The organism is Mesorhizobium sp. USDA 4775, assembly GCF_054062655.1.
The window spans coordinates 4,629,546-4,643,069 of the sequence record NZ_JBSSFM010000001.1 but is presented as its reverse complement, the minus strand read 5'-3'; the positions used below and the strand labels follow the sequence as shown (position 1 = coordinate 4,643,069).

The window sequence follows — 13,524 nt, the reverse complement described above, 5'->3', positions numbered from 1 at the left end:
CTCACGCCGCTTCGGCGACAGATATCTCGGCTGAGGCACGGAAATGCTGGATGGCGGCGCCGACGCCCGAGCCCGGCGCCAGCCGTACGCCGCAATCGAGCAGCGCCATTTCGGCCGCCGAAAGCGAGGAGAGCACCATCACCTCGTTCAGCCAGCCGAGATGTCCGATGCGGAAGACCTTGCCCATCACCTTGTTGAGGCCGCCGCCGAGCGATGTCTGGTAGGTGCGGTAGGCGCGCTTGACGATGTCGGCGCTGTCGATGCCTTCCGGCACCAGAATGGCGCTGACTGTATCGGAGTGCCATTTCGGCGCCTTGGCGCAAAGTTTCAGGCCCCAGGCATCGACCGCCTTGCGCACGCCTTCGGCGAGGCGGTGATGGCGGGCGAAGATGTTGTCCAGCCCTTCCTCGGCGATCAGGTCGAGCGAGGCGCGCAGGCCGCGCAACAGCTGCGTCGCCGGCGTGTAGGGGAAATAGCCGGCATCGTTGGCGCGGATCATGTCCTCGAAGGAGAAGAAGCAGCGCCGATGGGTGGCGGTCCGTGAAGCGACAAGCGCCTTCTTGCTGACGGAGAGGAATCCGAGGCCGGCGGGCAGCATGAAACCTTTCTGCGAGCCGCTGACGGCGCAGTCGACGCCCCATTCGTCCTGGCGGAAATCGATCGAGCCGATCGACGACACGCCGTCGACGAAGAGCAGGGCAGGGTGGTTGGCATCGTCGAGCGCGGCGCGGCAGCCGGCGACATCGCTGGTCACGCCGGTCGCCGTCTCGTTCTGCGTGCAGAAGACGGCCTTGATGCGGTGCGCCTTGTCCGCTTTCAGCCGCTCGGCATAGAGTTCGAGCGGCACGCCGGTGCCCCATTCGCAGTCGATGACATCGACCTCGAGGCCGAGGCGCTCGGCCATGTCGACCCACAGATGCGAGAACTGGCCGAAGCGCGACATCAGCACGCGGTCGCCGGGGCTGAGCACATTGGTCATCGCCGCTTCCCAGGCGCCGGTGCCCGAGGACGGGTAGATGAAGACGCGGCCGGTCTCGTTCTTGAAGACTTTTTTGATGTCCTCGAACAGCGGCAGAGTGAGATCGGGGAAGGACGCGGCGCGCATATCCTCCATCGGCAGGTTCATCGCCTGCCGGACCTGTTCGGGGATGTTGGTCGGTCCGGGAATGAAAAGATGGGTGAAACCGGCCATGGTGCGAACTCCTCCTGATCCAGCAAAGCGGTGGGGGGAGTTTCGTTTCGACGGCTAAAGCCAACAACACCTTGGCGGGTAAGATCTCGCCGCGCGCGGGTGGGGAAAGCCTACCCTGTTGGCCTACCCGAAAGGCTGCTTCTGGGTACGCCTCTCGCGCGCATAGAGCGCGACGGCCATCGCCCGGTTGCGGACGTCGAGCTTGTCGTAGAGATTCTTCAGGTGGTACTTCACCGTGTTCTCGGAAATGCCGGTGCGCGTGGCGATTTGCAGATTGGTCCAGCCGTCGGAAAGCACCGCCAGCAGCTCGCGCTCACGCACCGTGAGCTGCGCAAGCGGCGTGTCGTTGACCTTGTTGATGTCGATATAGGGGATGCAGATGCGGCCATGCGCGACCGCCAGGATCGTGTCGAAGATGATGGCCGGATCGTCGAACTGGAAACAGTAGCCCTGCGCTCCCAGCCGCACGCATTGCTTCAGGATGCCGATGTCATGGTCATTGGAAAAGACGGTGATGCGCACGTCGAGCTTGCGGCTCTGGACCTCGGCCAGCACATCCGCGCCGTCCATGTCGGCGAGCTTCCAGCCGATGATTGCGACGTCGAACCCGCCCGTCGTCGCCAGATCCAGGAATTGCCTGCCGCTCTGAACGCTGCTCAGCAATTCGAAACGGCCGTCGCATTCGAGCATTTCACGCAGCGCCGATATGACGAATGGGTTGCGCTCGGCGACGACAATGCGCATGCGCCGGTCGCCAATTGCCTTGCTCGTTTTCCCGGGCTTGCTGTTCAAGGGCCGTCTTTGTCCTGGGCTGGTCGTGCCGCAACTCAAAGGCCAGGCTTCAGGCCTGGACCCGTGTCATGACAATTCTGCCCCAATCGCGCCGGGGTGCTCTTTCCCCAGCGACATCGGCTGTCGCGCCGTCTGAAGCCGGGATTGGCTGGTTGCTGACGGGAAAGGCATTGCCAGGTCAGGCATCGGCGATATGCTCACCGGGTGGCGTGGAGCGCGCGTTTCGTTTGATATTCCGTGCCTTAGAGCGATAAGTTCTCAAACCGAATCGCGTCTGCGGGCGAGATGCATCGGATTTCCGTGAAACCGGTTTCCGCTTTAAGCTGCGATGCTCTAGACCTGAGACACAATTTTTCCGGGATGGCGGGAGGCGCTGGTGGAGGACAAGCAGACGATCTCCGCCAAGGCGGCTGACGACGCCCACGCCGATATCTATGGCGAGGACGGTGCGGTCCTTTCATCCTTCCTTGCGCAGATCGGCGCCGCGATCGCCGACCGCGATACGCCGACCCTCAAGCATGAAGTCGACCATCTGCACCAGTCGGAACTGGGCGACCTGATCGAGGCGCTGCATCCCGAACAGCGGCGAGCCCTGGTCGAACTGCTAGGCGCCGATTTCGACTTCTCCGCGCTGACCGAGGTCGATGAAGCGATCCGCATGGAGATCGTCGATCATCTGCCCAATGCGCAGATCGCGCAGGCGGTGCAGGAACTCGATTCCGACGACGCGGTCTACATTCTCGAAGACCTTGAAAAGGAAGACCAGGACGAGATCCTGTCGCGACTGCCGTTCACCGAACGGATCAGGCTGCGCCGCTCGCTCGATTATCCGGAAGAGACCGCCGGGCGGCGCATGCAGACGGAGTTCGTCGCGGTGCCGCCGTTCTGGACCATCGGCCAGACCATCGACTACATGCGCGAGGACAAGAACCTTCCCGACCGCTTCAGCCAGATCTTCGTCATCGACCCGACCTTCAAGCTTGTCGGCGCCATCGATCTCGACCAGATCCTGCGCACCAAGCGCGCTGTCAAGGTCGAGGATGTCATGCATGAGACGCGGCACGCCATTCCGGCGACCATGGATCAGGAAGAGGCGGCGCGGGAATTCGAGCAGTACGATCTTTTGTCGGCCGCCGTCGTCGACGAGAACGAGCGGCTGGTCGGCGTGCTGACCATCGACGATGTCGTCGACGTCATCCAGCAGGAAGCCGAGGAGGATCTGCTGCGCATGGGCGGCGTCGGCGACGAGGAACTCTCCGACACGGTGTTTGCAACCTCGCGCTCGCGCGTTCCCTGGTTGCTGGTCAACCTTGTCACCGCATTTCTGGCGGCATCGGTGATCGGCCTGTTCGACCACACGATCGAGCGGATCGTGGCGCTCGCCGTGCTGATGCCGATCGTGGCCGGCATGGGCGGCAATGCCGGTTCGCAGACCATGACCGTCACCGTGCGGGCGCTGGCGACGAAGGATCTCGATATCTACAATGCCGCCCGCATCATCCGCCGCGAAATGGGTGTGGGCTTCATCAACGGCATCGTCTTTGCCGTTTTGATCGGCATCGTCGCGGCGCTGTGGTTTCGCGATCCCAATCTGGGCGGGATCATCGGCGCGGCGATGATCATCAACATGTTCGCGGCCGCCCTTGCCGGCATCCTGATCCCGCTCATGCTCGACCGGTTCAAGATCGATCCGGCCGTGGCGTCGGCGGTTTTCGTCACCACCGTCACCGACTGCGTCGGCTTTTTCGCCTTCCTCGGCCTTGCAAGCTGGTGGTTCGGCGTCAGGTAGCCTCAATTGACTTTTACGTAAATGCCGTGCGAGGCTCGCGAGGGGGCCATGTCGATTCCGGCGGGCAAGGGTTTGGTTCGGGACGGGAGGCAGCGCCGCGTGGCGTTGCCCGGGGTTCGGGCATGGAGCGACAATGCGGGAATATTATTCAATCACCGAACTGACCCGCGAATTCGACGTGTCGACGCGGACGCTGCGTTTCTATGAAGACGAGGGGCTGGTGCAACCGGTGCGGCGGGGTCGCACGCGGCTGTTTCGCCCGTCCGACCGCCATCTCATCCGGCAGATCATGCGCGGAAAGCGGCTCGGTTTCTCGATCAACGAGATCCGCGAAATCATCCAGATGTACAAGGAGCCGCCGGGCGAGGTCGGACAGCTGAAGCTGATGATCAAGCGCATCGAGGAAAAGCGTGAGGATCTGCGCCAGAAGCGCCGCGACCTCGAGGAGACGCTGGCCGAGCTCGACCAGGCCGAGGAATCCTGCGTCGAGCGGCTGGTGGAGCTCGGCGTCAATACGTAACGCCGCTCAGATCCAGCGCCGCACCCTTTTGGCGTAATCCCGGTATTTCTTGCCGAACTTCGCCGCCAGCATCTTTTCCTCACGCTCGATGGCGACCTTCTGCGTGGCGAAGGCGGCGATGAACGCCAGCGGCAGGAACCAGACGATCCCCGTGACAAAGGCGACGCCGATCAAAAGCAGCGTGTTGGCCAGATACATCGGGTTGCGGGTAATGCCGAATGGACCTGTGGTGACGAGGTGGTCCGGCACCGCATTGGGGTTGAGCGTCGTCCTGGCCCGGACCATGGTGCGGATGGCGGTGAACCACAGTGCCGCGACGCCGAACAGCGCCACCCAGCCGGCCGCAAACAGCACGTCGCCCAGGAGGTCGCCGATCCAGGGCAGCGGATAGAGCAGGCCAAGGATCACGCTGATTGCGATTGCCGCGACGTAGATCACCGGCGGCCACGGTATCACACCCGGCTTCGGCTGGGTTTCGGTCATTGCGTTCCTCCCTCGTCCATCTTGTCCTCGGTCTGGCCCGTGCAGCTGGCGGCCAGATCGCCCAGATGCGCTCGGAATTCCGCAGTCTGGTCGTTGTTCTCGAGCCGATCAAGCGCGGCCTCGCCCTCGAGCGTCGTCAGCATGCAACCGCAATAGCTCGAACAGAAGGTCGCGTTGCGCGTCTGCTCGCATGAGCGCTGGCAGGTTTTGAGGAAATTGACCTGCACGGTTTCGACCTGGGCCGGCATGACTTGCGAGAACAGCCAGACGCAGCCGATCAGCAGCGGCTGGTGGATCAGGTAGAAAGCGAGGCTGTGGCGGCCGATGAAGACCAGCGGATTGGCCCGGCGGCCGGGCATGAGGCTCGCCAGGCGAGCTCGCAGGCCGGAGGCTGAAACGAGTTTCGCCACCCCAATGCCGACAAGCACCGCGCCGAACCATGGAAACAGCGGCACATAGTCGTTGGAGCGTGGATTGATCGCCGACAGGCCGATCCACCACAGCCAGGGATGGTCCAGGGCTTCGAAGCGCAGATAGACGGGCGCGGCGATGACCAGCGCCGCAACGACAAGCGTCAGCAGGGCCGGCAGCCGCAGGAAGGCGAGGCCGAGCAGGCTGGCGAGCGCGATCTCGTGCAGGATGCCGAAGAAGATGAATCCGTCCGGCGTCGCGATGCGGGTGACCACCGAAATGGCGATCGCCGCTCCGGCGACCATGGCGAAACGCTTCCAGAAACCGTTCCAGCGGATTTGCTGGCCATGCGCGAGGTAGAGGCTGACGCCGACCAGGAACAGGAAGGTCGAGGCGATGCAGCGCGCGTAGATCTTCCACCAGCCGAAGGCGGTGAGGCCTGGATCGGTATAGCCGAAGAATTCCAGGTCCCAGGTGAAATGGTAGCTCGCCATGGCCAGCAGCGCGACGCCGCGCACGATGTCTATGGCGACGATGCGCTTCGAAGGCTCCGGAACGGGTGCGGTCGGCGTATGGATGGTCATGGTCTCGCGATCTGATTCAGCCCTGCGTGAGAACTATCACGGTTGGACCGGACAGAAGAAGGCCGGGGCACCGGATCAAGCGACGCTTTGAGGTGTGCCGATGTTCAGGTGATGCCGGCCTGCAAACGGCGGCTTTCTGCGCTTCCGGTGCTCACGGACCTGAATGTCCGCTCCGCTCCAGTTCTCGAAAACCGCCATTTTCGGCTCGGCCTGACCTGAATCTCAACACACCTTGGGCCAGCGCCGGGAAGTCGTTGACCGACTTCGCTTTTCACGGCCTATGCGTCGGTTTCCTCTTAATCGTCCGGGAACGGCCAAGGCAGATTTGACCGGTGATTCTGCTTTGGGGAAGCAATGTCCACCCATGTGCGCCATCCGATCTGGCTTCCGGCCCTCAGGGCCGCGGATGCGCGCACCTTCGCCTCGCTCTATGCTGTCGAATCCTTCGCTCGCGCCACGGTGTCGAGCGTCATCCCGATCCAGGCCTACGAGATCCTGCACAACGAGCAGATCGTCTCGATCCTCTACACCATCGTGGCGCTGCTCGGCCTGTCGGTGACCCTGTTCATGCCGATGCTGATCCGCCGTTTTGCCCGGCGCTGGGTCTACACCGCGGGCGCCTGCCTGCTCGCCATCGGCTCGCTGTTCTTCGTCACCCATACGCTGGCCGGGCAATTGGCGGGCATGCTGTGCCGGGTGATGGGCGCCAGTGCACTTTCGATCACGCTCAATCTCTACATCATGGACCACATCCGCAAGACCGACTTCATGCAGGCCGAATCGCTGCGCATGGCGTGGTCGATGCTCGCCTGGACCGGTGGGCCGACGCTCGGCATCTTCCTCTACACGCGATTCGGCATCTACGCCGCGCATGGTGCGGTGGCGGTGTTCGCGCTGGCCCTGCTCGCACTGTTCTGGACCTATCGGCTGGGCGACAACCCGTCGATCCGGCCCGGCAAGACACGGCCGGCCAATCCGCTCGCCAATATCGGCCGCTTCGTCGCGCAGCCCAGATTGAGGCTTGCCTGGCTGATCGCCTTCGGTCGCTCCTGCTTCTGGACGACGTTCTTCGTCTATGGGCCACTGTTCATGGTGATCACCGGCGAGGGCAAGCTGGCCGGCGGTCTGCTGGTTTCGGCCGGCAACGCGCTTTTGTTCATGGCGATCTTCTGGGGCAAGGCCGGAAAACGCTTTGGCGGCCGGCGCACCATGACATTTGCCTATTTCGCCATGTCGGCGATGCTTCTGGCGGCGGGCACGGTCGGCGAAACCGTGCCGCTGCTCACCGGCGCCTTCCTGTTGTGCGGCGCCTTTTTCACCATAGCGCTCGATGCGTTGGGCTCGACCGCCTTCATGCGTTCGGTGCGCTCCTATGAGCGGGCGCAGATGGCGGCGGTCTACCGCACCTATCTCGATTTTTCCGAGCTGACGCCGCCGCTGGTCTATTCGGTGGTGCTGGCCTTCTTCGGACTGGGCTCGGTGTTCGTCACGCTCGGCCTGCTGGCGGCGGTTTGCGGGTTCGTGACCTGGCGTTACCTGCCGAAGTCTCTGTGAGGATCACGGTGAAAGTGCCGCATGCTGCTCGCGCACCCAGTTGTGGAAGCGGTGCAGTTCATACTCCTCGGGCATGAGCACGCCGGCCTGGTGGCGCATCGAGCGCAGGCCCCTCTGGTTGACCTCGCAGATGGCGGCGTCCTCTTCCAGCACCTGTGTGCCGAAGGCGACGATGTTGTCGATATCGGTCGCGGCCAGCGCCTCGGGCGCGAACAGCCACTCGGCGACAAGTTCGGTCTCTTCCGGGCCGAGCGGCACCAGGCGTACGGTCCTGACATAGTCGACATGACCGACGATGAACATCGAGGGCAGGCTGGTGGCGTAGGTCTGGCCGGCGGCGCGTTCGGCTGGCGTCAATCCGGAGAAGACCGGCCCGTGCACCTGGCCGTCGCGCGACCAGGTCTCGGCGCCGGCGCGCAGGCCGCCGGAAAATTCCGGTGCGTCATTGTCGGCATGGCGCGTCCATTCGGGATCGTCGTGCCGGCTCATCAGGCCGCGGCCATAGATCGGCACCAGCCGCGAGAGGTCCTTGTGGACGCCCGGGCAGTGCAGGCACTCGTTGAAGTTTTCCCAAAAGATCTTCCAGTTGCAGTGCGTTACCTTGCGCAGCACATGGCCTGATACCAGCGTTTCCAGCGGCCAGTTGCCGAGATTGCCGGAGGCCGGGTCGAAGGATGCCTGCGCTGAGCCCGCCGCATCCTCCTGCAGATTGATGAACACGAAACCGCGCCACACCGAGAGCGCGACGCGGTAGAGCGGATGGTCGGCCTTGTCGAAGCCATCGGGCAAGGATTTCGACGGCACGCGCACGAGGTCGCCGCGCAGCGAATAGGACCAGGCGTGGTAGGGGCAAGTGATCAGTCGCGCCTTCAGCCGGCCCTCGCTCTCCTGGCAAAGCTGCGAGCCGCGGTGGCGGCAGGTGTTGTGGAAGGCGCGCAGCGCGCCGGTGTCGTCGCGCAGCACGACGATGTCCTGCGTGCCGATGCGGAATCGGCGGAAGGCCAGCGGCTGGGCCAGATCGGCCTCGCGGCAGATGAGCAGCCAGTTCTTGTACCAAATGGCATCGAGGTCGCGCTGGTACTTCTCACCATCCCAATAGGCCGATGAGGGCAGGGTCGGTTCGGCCTGGGTCAGGCCATTGTAAGGGGCGCGCTCGCTGGCAGTGGGCTGCATGGCTGGCTTCCTGTGAAGCGGCCAGCCGACACCCGGCAGGAAGAATTGTCAATTCTCGTGCCTGGAAACGGCATGGCGCAATCGCGCTGTTTGCCGGCGGAATTTGGTTTGCCGCGTGTCGCGATTTTCCCTATAGTCATGCAGTCGTCGGTTCCGTTTTGGAGCCAAGAGGGAATGCGGTGCGGGCGAAATTCTTGCCCAATGCCGTGGCTGCCCCCGCAACTGTGTGCGGTAGTCCTCTCCATATGCCACTGAAGGTTCGTCTTCGGGAAGGTGGGGAAGGGCGCTGATCCGTGAGCCAGGAGACCTGCCGACGACGGCAAAACTGACAGGCCCTCGGGTGGAGGGTGAAAGGACAAGATATGAATACCGCTTCCGTCTCCCTCGGCGCCTCCGTCTCCTCGCAGTCGCGCTTCATGCAGCTGGCGCTCGCCGCACTGCTCGGCACCTTCATCGTCGGCTTTGTCGGCTTCTCGCATATCGAAGCGGTCCACAATGCCGGTCATGACAACCGGCATTCGATGGCGTTTCCCTGCCACTGACGAGGATCTGACATCATGAATCTGTTTCGCAACGTCGTGTTCATCGCGGCGATCGCAGGGCTCGTGGCCGGCGTCGTTCTTGCCTGCATGCAGGCCTATGCCACCGTACCGCTGATCCTCAAGGCGGAAGTCTACGAACAGGCCGAAGGCGGCTATAGCCATGACCATGCCGCGGCGCCGACTGGGGCCGCCAGTGGCAACGCGATGAGTTCGGCCGCACCGGCGGCAAATTCGATGAGCGCCGCGACCCCGGCACCGGCCGCAGCCGCCGCTCCGGCCGAAGACGAAGGCTGGGCACCGGCCGACGGCTTCGAGCGCTTTGCCTTCAACGTGGTGTCCAATGTCGTCACCGGCATAGGCTTCGCGCTGATCCTGGTCGCGGTTTCGGAATTCGCCGGCGGCATCGGCAATTGGCGCCAGGGCGTGTTCTGGGGTCTGGCCGGCTTTGCCATCTTCACACTGGCGCCCGGTCTCGGCCTGCCTCCGGAACTGCCGGCCATGCCGGCCGCCGACCTGACGCAGCGCCAGATCTGGTGGGTGGCAACCGTGATCGCGACCGCTATCGGGCTCGGCCTGATCGCATTCCGCAAGTCGCTACCGCTGGCCATCCTTGCCGTGGCGCTGATCGTTGCTCCGCACATTGTCGGCGCGCCGCAGCCCGACAGCTTCGAGACGCCGATCCCGGAGGGCCTGCACCACCAGTTCGTGGTGGCGGTGACGCTGACCAATCTGGTGTTCTGGCTGGTCCTCGGCGCCGTCGTCGGCGTGGTGCGCGGACGCTTCACTGGCACGGCGACCAGCCTGCGCGACAGCTTTGCCTGATCGCAACAAGCTGACCTTCATGATCGGCGGTGCGCGCTCCGGCAAGAGCGCGCATGCCGAAATCCTGGCGACGGCGTTGCCGTCACCGTGGACCTATATTGCCACCGCGCAAGCCTATGACGACGAAATGCGCGAGCGCATCGCGCTGCACCGCTCGCGGCGCGGCGAAGGCTGGACGACCATCGACGCGCCGCTCGACCTTGCCGGCGCGCTCGAGGCCTTGCCGGACAACCAGCCGGTGCTCATCGACTGCCTGACGCTGTGGCTGACCAATCACATGCTGGCCGATCACGATGTCGGCGCCGAGTGCCGGCGGCTGGCGGATGTGCTGTCGCGGCCGCGCGGCCCCTGGTTCGTGGTCTCCAACGAAGTCGGGCAAGGCATCGTGCCGGACAATGCCCTGGCGCGCCGTTTTCGCGATGACGCCGGCCGGCTCAACCAGCAGGTCGCGGCGATCGCCGATACGGTGCTGCTGATGGTGGCGGGGCTACCGCTCAAGGTGAAGTGACATGACCGACATCGACAACAAGCCCACCGAGGACCGGGACGAAGAGCGCCATCGCGCCAAGATGGCCAAGCGCAAGGCGGTGCAGGATGCCGAGGTGGCGAGCAAGACGGTCGAAAAGGGACTGCTGATCGTCAACACCGGTCCGGGCAAGGGCAAGACCACGGCCGCCTTCGGCCTGGCGCTGCGGATGCTCGGCTATGGCAAGCGCGTCGGCGTCGTCCAGTTCATCAAGGGCAAGTGGCACACCGGCGAGAAGGATGCGTTTGCCGCTTTCGGCGACCGCGTCGTCTGGCATGCGATGGGCGAGGGCTTTACCTGGGAGACGCAGGATCTGAAGCGCGACATCGCCGCCGCCGAGGCCGCCTGGGCCAAGGCACTGGAGTTGATCGCCGATCCCTCGATCAGCTTTGTCGTGCTCGACGAGCTCAACATCGCCCTGCGCTACGATTATCTCGATCTCGACAAGGTGGTTGCGGCGCTGAAGGCGCGCCGCGAGGGCCTGCATGTCGTCGTCACCGGCCGCAACGCCAAGCCGGCGCTGGTCGAGGCGGCCGATCTGGTCACCGAGATGGGCGTGACCAAACACCACTTCTCGGCAGGCGTGAAGGCGCAGCAGGGGATCGAGTTCTAGAACGCAAGAACGGCGATGACCGAAACCACGGCGAACAACGCGATCAGCAAATAATCGGCGACGCGGTAGAGTTTCAGCGCCCGCCTGATGTCGCCGCTGTCGACGTCGCGGAGGCCGCCTTCGCCCATGAAGACGTCGTCGACCACGATGCCGCCATAGCTGCGCGGGCCTGCAAGCGCCAGGCCAAGCGCGCCGGCCATGGCTGCTTCCGGCCAGCCGGCATTGGGAGAGCGGTGCTTTTTGGCATCGCGCCGCACAGCCTGCCAGGCATTGCGGGGATCGGCGTCCTTGACCAGGAAAGCCGCCAGCACGATCAGCAGCGCCGTCAGCCGCGATGCCGGCAGGTTGATCCAGTCGTCGAAGCGCGCCGCCGCCCAGCCGAAAGCCTCGTGGCGGGGGGTGCGGTGGCCGATCATCGAATCGGCGGTGTTGGCGGCCTTGTAGGCAGCGCCGCCGGCGAGCCCGCCAACACCTGTCCAGAAGGCGGGGGCGACGATGCCGTCGGAAAAATTCTCGGCCAGGCTCTCGATCGCCGCGCGGCAGACGGCGGCACGGTCGAGCGCTTCGGGATCGCGGCCGACGATGCGCGAGACGGCGACACGGCCCATTGCGAGGCCGCCCGATTCGAGCGAGTCAGCCACGGCCTCGACATGTTCGTAGAGGCTCCTCTGCGACAGCAGCGATGTCGCCAGAAGCGCGGCGATGAAAAACCCCAGGGGTACGAACCAGAGCAGGACAAGCTGCACGCAAAGGCCGATCATCGCCGGCACCAGCACGATGATCAGCAGCGCCTGGATGCCACGCTGGCGACGCAACGCGTCGGGATCAGTGGCGCGGTTGAGCCTCAAGTCGAGAAAGGATATCAGCCTGCCGAACCACGTCACCGGATGGCCGATGGCGCGGAAGAGCCAGTCCGGGTAACCCAGGACAAATTCGACGGCCAGTGACAGGAAAGCGATCAGGACAGACATGAAGCTTCTTGATGGAGCGGTGGACCATGGTGGGAGTCTTGGCAGGGCGAGGGCGCTTTTCCCCAACGCTCCTCTGCCTTTCGTCGACCTTTCGACCGGTATCAACCCGCACTCCTACCCGCTTTTCGACCTGCCCGCCACCTCGCTGTGGCGATTGCCGGAAGCGGCACGGGCGTGTGAGCTGATGGAGATCGCGGCCAGCACTTATGGCGCGCCGTCGCCGGCCAATGTCGTCGCGGCGCCCGGCACGCAGATCCTGCTGCCGCGCGTGGCATCGCTGGTCAGGCCCCGCAAGGCTCTGGTGCTGGGGCCGACCTATGCCGAACATGCGCGCGCAGCGGCGATCGCGGGGCATCAGGTGAGCGAAGTCAGCGATTTTGCGGCGCTGGCGCAAACGGACCTTGCCGTCATCGTCAATCCGAACAACCCGGATGGGCGCGTCATCGAGCGCGACCGGCTGCTGGGACTGGCCGCCGGGCTGCGCGCCAGAGGCGGGCTGCTGGTCGTCGACGAGGCGTTCATGGATGTCGGCCCACGCCAACACAGCCTCGCCGGAGATGCAGATCAAGGCGGCCTCGTCGTGCTGCGCTCGTTCGGCAAATTCTTTGGGCTAGCCGGCCTGCGGCTTGGCTTCGCGCTTTCCGATAGCGCGACCGTCGAACGGCTGGAAATGCAATTCGGGCCATGGGCCGTCGCTGGCCCAGCGCTGGAATACGGCATTCGCGCGCTTGCCGATATTGGCTGGCAGGACGCAATGCGGGCATCACTTGCCGAGGGTGCGGCGCGGCTCGACGCACTCTTCGGCCGTTTCGGCGTGCCTGTAGCGGGCGGTACCACGCTGTTCCGCTATATCAGCCTTCCGGATGCCGCCTGCCTGTTTTCGGCGCTTGGCGAGAGGGGCATTCTGCTTCGCCACTTCAACGACCGGCCGTTTGTGTTGCGGGCCGGCCTGCCGGGGAGCGAGGTGGAATGGCAGCGGCTCGAATCCGCTCTTGCCGAATGGGCGTCGCGGCGCGAGGATCAATCGAAGGGCTCGAAACAATGATCCATGTCTGCTCGCTGGCAAAGGTCGAGGAAACGGTGGCAAGGACCGGCGCCGACCGCATGCTGTCGCTGCTCGCCGCCGGAACCGAGGTGGTGCGACCGGCCTCGATCGCCCGGGAAAACCATCTGCATCTGGTCATGCACGACATTGTGGTGGCGCAGGACGGCATGACCATGCCGGGCGAGGAGCATGTCCGCGACGTGCTCGATTTCGCCCGCCGCTGGGATCGGGCGAAGCCCATGGTCGTGCATTGCTATGCCGGCATCAGCCGCTCGACCGCTTCGGCCTACATCATCGCCGCCGCACTGTCGCCGAAACGCGACGAAGCCGAACTGGCCCAGACGTTGCGGGCGCTGTCGCCCTCGGCGACGCCCAATCCGCGGCTCATTGCCGTGGCCGACGCGCTGCTGGAGCGCAATGGCCGGATGATCGAGGCGATCCAGTCGATCGGGCGCGGCGCCGACGCGTTCGAAGGCACACCGTTCGAGCTGAAGATCATGGGCTAGC

General features: G+C 64.5%; 15 protein-coding genes and 1 riboswitch. Of the genes, 9 read left to right on the top strand and 6 right to left on the bottom strand.

Annotation, left to right across the window (positions count from 1 at the left end):
* Position 1 precedes the first annotated feature (1 nt).
* A complete protein-coding gene (locus ACVILI_RS22710; RefSeq protein WP_240564639.1) occupies positions 2-1,192 on the bottom strand; it encodes an aminotransferase class V-fold PLP-dependent enzyme in 1,191 nt (396 codons plus the stop codon).
* A gap of 123 nt (positions 1,193-1,315) precedes the next feature.
* Entirely contained in the window at positions 1,316-1,936 is a 621-nt protein-coding gene (locus ACVILI_RS22705; protein ID WP_019858768.1) for a response regulator transcription factor, read from the bottom strand.
* A gap of 424 nt (positions 1,937-2,360) precedes the next feature.
* On the opposite strand from ACVILI_RS22705, the gene mgtE reads away from it, so the two are divergent.
* Both mgtE and ACVILI_RS22695 read left to right on the top strand, forming a co-directional pair.
* Complete coding sequence (gene mgtE, locus ACVILI_RS22700; protein WP_240564640.1) at positions 2,361-3,773, top strand: magnesium transporter; 1,413 nt, start codon at positions 2,361-2,363, stop codon at positions 3,771-3,773.
* A gap of 133 nt (positions 3,774-3,906) precedes the next feature.
* Positions 3,907-4,293, top strand: a complete 387-nt coding sequence (locus ACVILI_RS22695) for a MerR family transcriptional regulator (protein WP_006203215.1) — start codon at positions 3,907-3,909, stop codon at positions 4,291-4,293.
* Between the two features lie 6 nt (positions 4,294-4,299).
* Here the strand turns inward: ACVILI_RS22695 and ACVILI_RS22690 are convergent, their stop codons facing one another.
* A complete protein-coding gene (locus tag ACVILI_RS22690; RefSeq protein ID WP_019858766.1) occupies positions 4,300-4,776 on the bottom strand; it encodes a methyltransferase family protein in 477 nt (158 codons plus the stop codon).
* Complete coding sequence (locus ACVILI_RS22685) at positions 4,773-5,771, bottom strand: heparan-alpha-glucosaminide N-acetyltransferase (protein WP_019858765.1); 999 nt, start codon at positions 5,769-5,771, stop codon at positions 4,773-4,775. Before ACVILI_RS22685 ends, ACVILI_RS22690 begins: the two co-directional genes overlap by 4 nt.
* Before the next feature lie 354 nt (positions 5,772-6,125).
* Between ACVILI_RS22685 and ACVILI_RS22680 the strand changes: the two genes are divergently transcribed.
* The gene (locus ACVILI_RS22680) at positions 6,126-7,325 is read left to right on the top strand and encodes an MFS transporter (protein ID WP_019858762.1); all 1,200 of its coding nucleotides are present in this window, start codon (positions 6,126-6,128) and stop codon (positions 7,323-7,325) included.
* Between the two features lie 3 nt (positions 7,326-7,328).
* Here the strand turns inward: ACVILI_RS22680 and ACVILI_RS22675 are convergent, their stop codons facing one another.
* Positions 7,329-8,498, bottom strand: a complete 1,170-nt coding sequence (locus tag ACVILI_RS22675) for an aromatic ring-hydroxylating oxygenase subunit alpha (RefSeq protein WP_038647456.1) — start codon at positions 8,496-8,498, stop codon at positions 7,329-7,331.
* 131 nt (positions 8,499-8,629) lie between these two features.
* A riboswitch (cobalamin riboswitch) is annotated at positions 8,630-8,827 on the top strand.
* Positions 8,828-8,860: 33 nt separating this feature from the next.
* Between ACVILI_RS22675 and ACVILI_RS22670 the strand changes: the two genes are divergently transcribed.
* The 4 genes from ACVILI_RS22670 to cobO are packed head-to-tail and all read left to right on the top strand — an operon-like array spanning position 8,861 to position 11,001.
* Positions 8,861-9,040: a CbtB domain-containing protein gene (locus tag ACVILI_RS22670; RefSeq protein WP_038647454.1), complete on the top strand. Its 180-nt coding sequence runs from the start codon at positions 8,861-8,863 to the stop codon at positions 9,038-9,040.
* A gap of 15 nt (positions 9,041-9,055) precedes the next feature.
* On the top strand, positions 9,056-9,862 hold the full coding sequence (locus ACVILI_RS22665) for a CbtA family protein (RefSeq protein WP_038647452.1): 807 nt from the start codon (positions 9,056-9,058) through the stop codon (positions 9,860-9,862).
* Positions 9,855-10,370, top strand: coding sequence for a bifunctional adenosylcobinamide kinase/adenosylcobinamide-phosphate guanylyltransferase (cobU, locus tag ACVILI_RS22660; protein WP_457102618.1), 516 nt, complete (start codon positions 9,855-9,857; stop codon positions 10,368-10,370). Before ACVILI_RS22665 ends, cobU begins: the two co-directional genes overlap by 8 nt.
* Position 10,371: 1 nt before the next feature.
* Positions 10,372-11,001: a cob(I)yrinic acid a,c-diamide adenosyltransferase gene (gene cobO, locus ACVILI_RS22655; protein WP_038647450.1), complete on the top strand. Its 630-nt coding sequence runs from the start codon at positions 10,372-10,374 to the stop codon at positions 10,999-11,001.
* Here cobO and cbiB read toward each other — a convergent pair.
* A complete protein-coding gene (gene cbiB / locus ACVILI_RS22650) occupies positions 10,998-11,972 on the bottom strand; it encodes an adenosylcobinamide-phosphate synthase CbiB (protein ID WP_038647448.1) in 975 nt (324 codons plus the stop codon). The two genes, cobO and cbiB, sit on opposite strands and share 4 nt — an antisense overlap.
* Here cbiB and cobD point away from each other — a divergent pair.
* Both cobD and ACVILI_RS22640 read left to right on the top strand, forming a co-directional pair.
* Positions 11,971-13,017 (top strand): threonine-phosphate decarboxylase CobD, encoded by a 1,047-nt coding sequence (gene cobD / locus ACVILI_RS22645; protein ID WP_084791571.1) that lies wholly within the window; start codon positions 11,971-11,973, stop codon positions 13,015-13,017. The two genes, cbiB and cobD, sit on opposite strands and share 2 nt — an antisense overlap.
* Positions 13,014-13,523, top strand: coding sequence for a tyrosine phosphatase family protein (locus tag ACVILI_RS22640; RefSeq protein ID WP_038647446.1), 510 nt, complete (start codon positions 13,014-13,016; stop codon positions 13,521-13,523). The genes cobD and ACVILI_RS22640 overlap by 4 nt, the downstream gene beginning before the upstream one ends.
* Position 13,524 lies beyond the last annotated feature (1 nt).

Coding starts and splice junctions, on each gene's coding strand:
- ACVILI_RS22680 (WP_019858762.1), top strand. CDS start 6,126: ATGTCCACCCATGTGCGCCATCCGATCTGGCTTCCGGCCCTCAGGGCC.
- ACVILI_RS22670 (WP_038647454.1), top strand. CDS start 8,861: ATGAATACCGCTTCCGTCTCCCTCGGCGCCTCCGTCTCCTCGCAGTCG.
- ACVILI_RS22665 (WP_038647452.1), top strand. CDS start 9,056: ATGAATCTGTTTCGCAACGTCGTGTTCATCGCGGCGATCGCAGGGCTC.
- ACVILI_RS22705 (WP_019858768.1), bottom strand. CDS start 1,936: ATGCGCATTGTCGTCGCCGAGCGCAACCCATTCGTCATATCGGCGCTG.
- ACVILI_RS22695 (WP_006203215.1), top strand. CDS start 3,907: ATGCGGGAATATTATTCAATCACCGAACTGACCCGCGAATTCGACGTG.
- cbiB (WP_038647448.1), bottom strand. CDS start 11,972: ATGTCTGTCCTGATCGCTTTCCTGTCACTGGCCGTCGAATTTGTCCTG.
- ACVILI_RS22710 (WP_240564639.1), bottom strand. CDS start 1,192: ATGGCCGGTTTCACCCATCTTTTCATTCCCGGACCGACCAACATCCCC.
- ACVILI_RS22675 (WP_038647456.1), bottom strand. CDS start 8,498: ATGCAGCCCACTGCCAGCGAGCGCGCCCCTTACAATGGCCTGACCCAG.
- ACVILI_RS22685 (WP_019858765.1), bottom strand. CDS start 5,771: ATGACCATCCATACGCCGACCGCACCCGTTCCGGAGCCTTCGAAGCGC.
- cobD (WP_084791571.1), top strand. CDS start 11,971: ATGAAGCTTCTTGATGGAGCGGTGGACCATGGTGGGAGTCTTGGCAGG.
- ACVILI_RS22690 (WP_019858766.1), bottom strand. CDS start 4,776: ATGACCGAAACCCAGCCGAAGCCGGGTGTGATACCGTGGCCGCCGGTG.
- ACVILI_RS22640 (WP_038647446.1), top strand. CDS start 13,014: ATGATCCATGTCTGCTCGCTGGCAAAGGTCGAGGAAACGGTGGCAAGG.
- cobO (WP_038647450.1), top strand. CDS start 10,372: ATGACCGACATCGACAACAAGCCCACCGAGGACCGGGACGAAGAGCGC.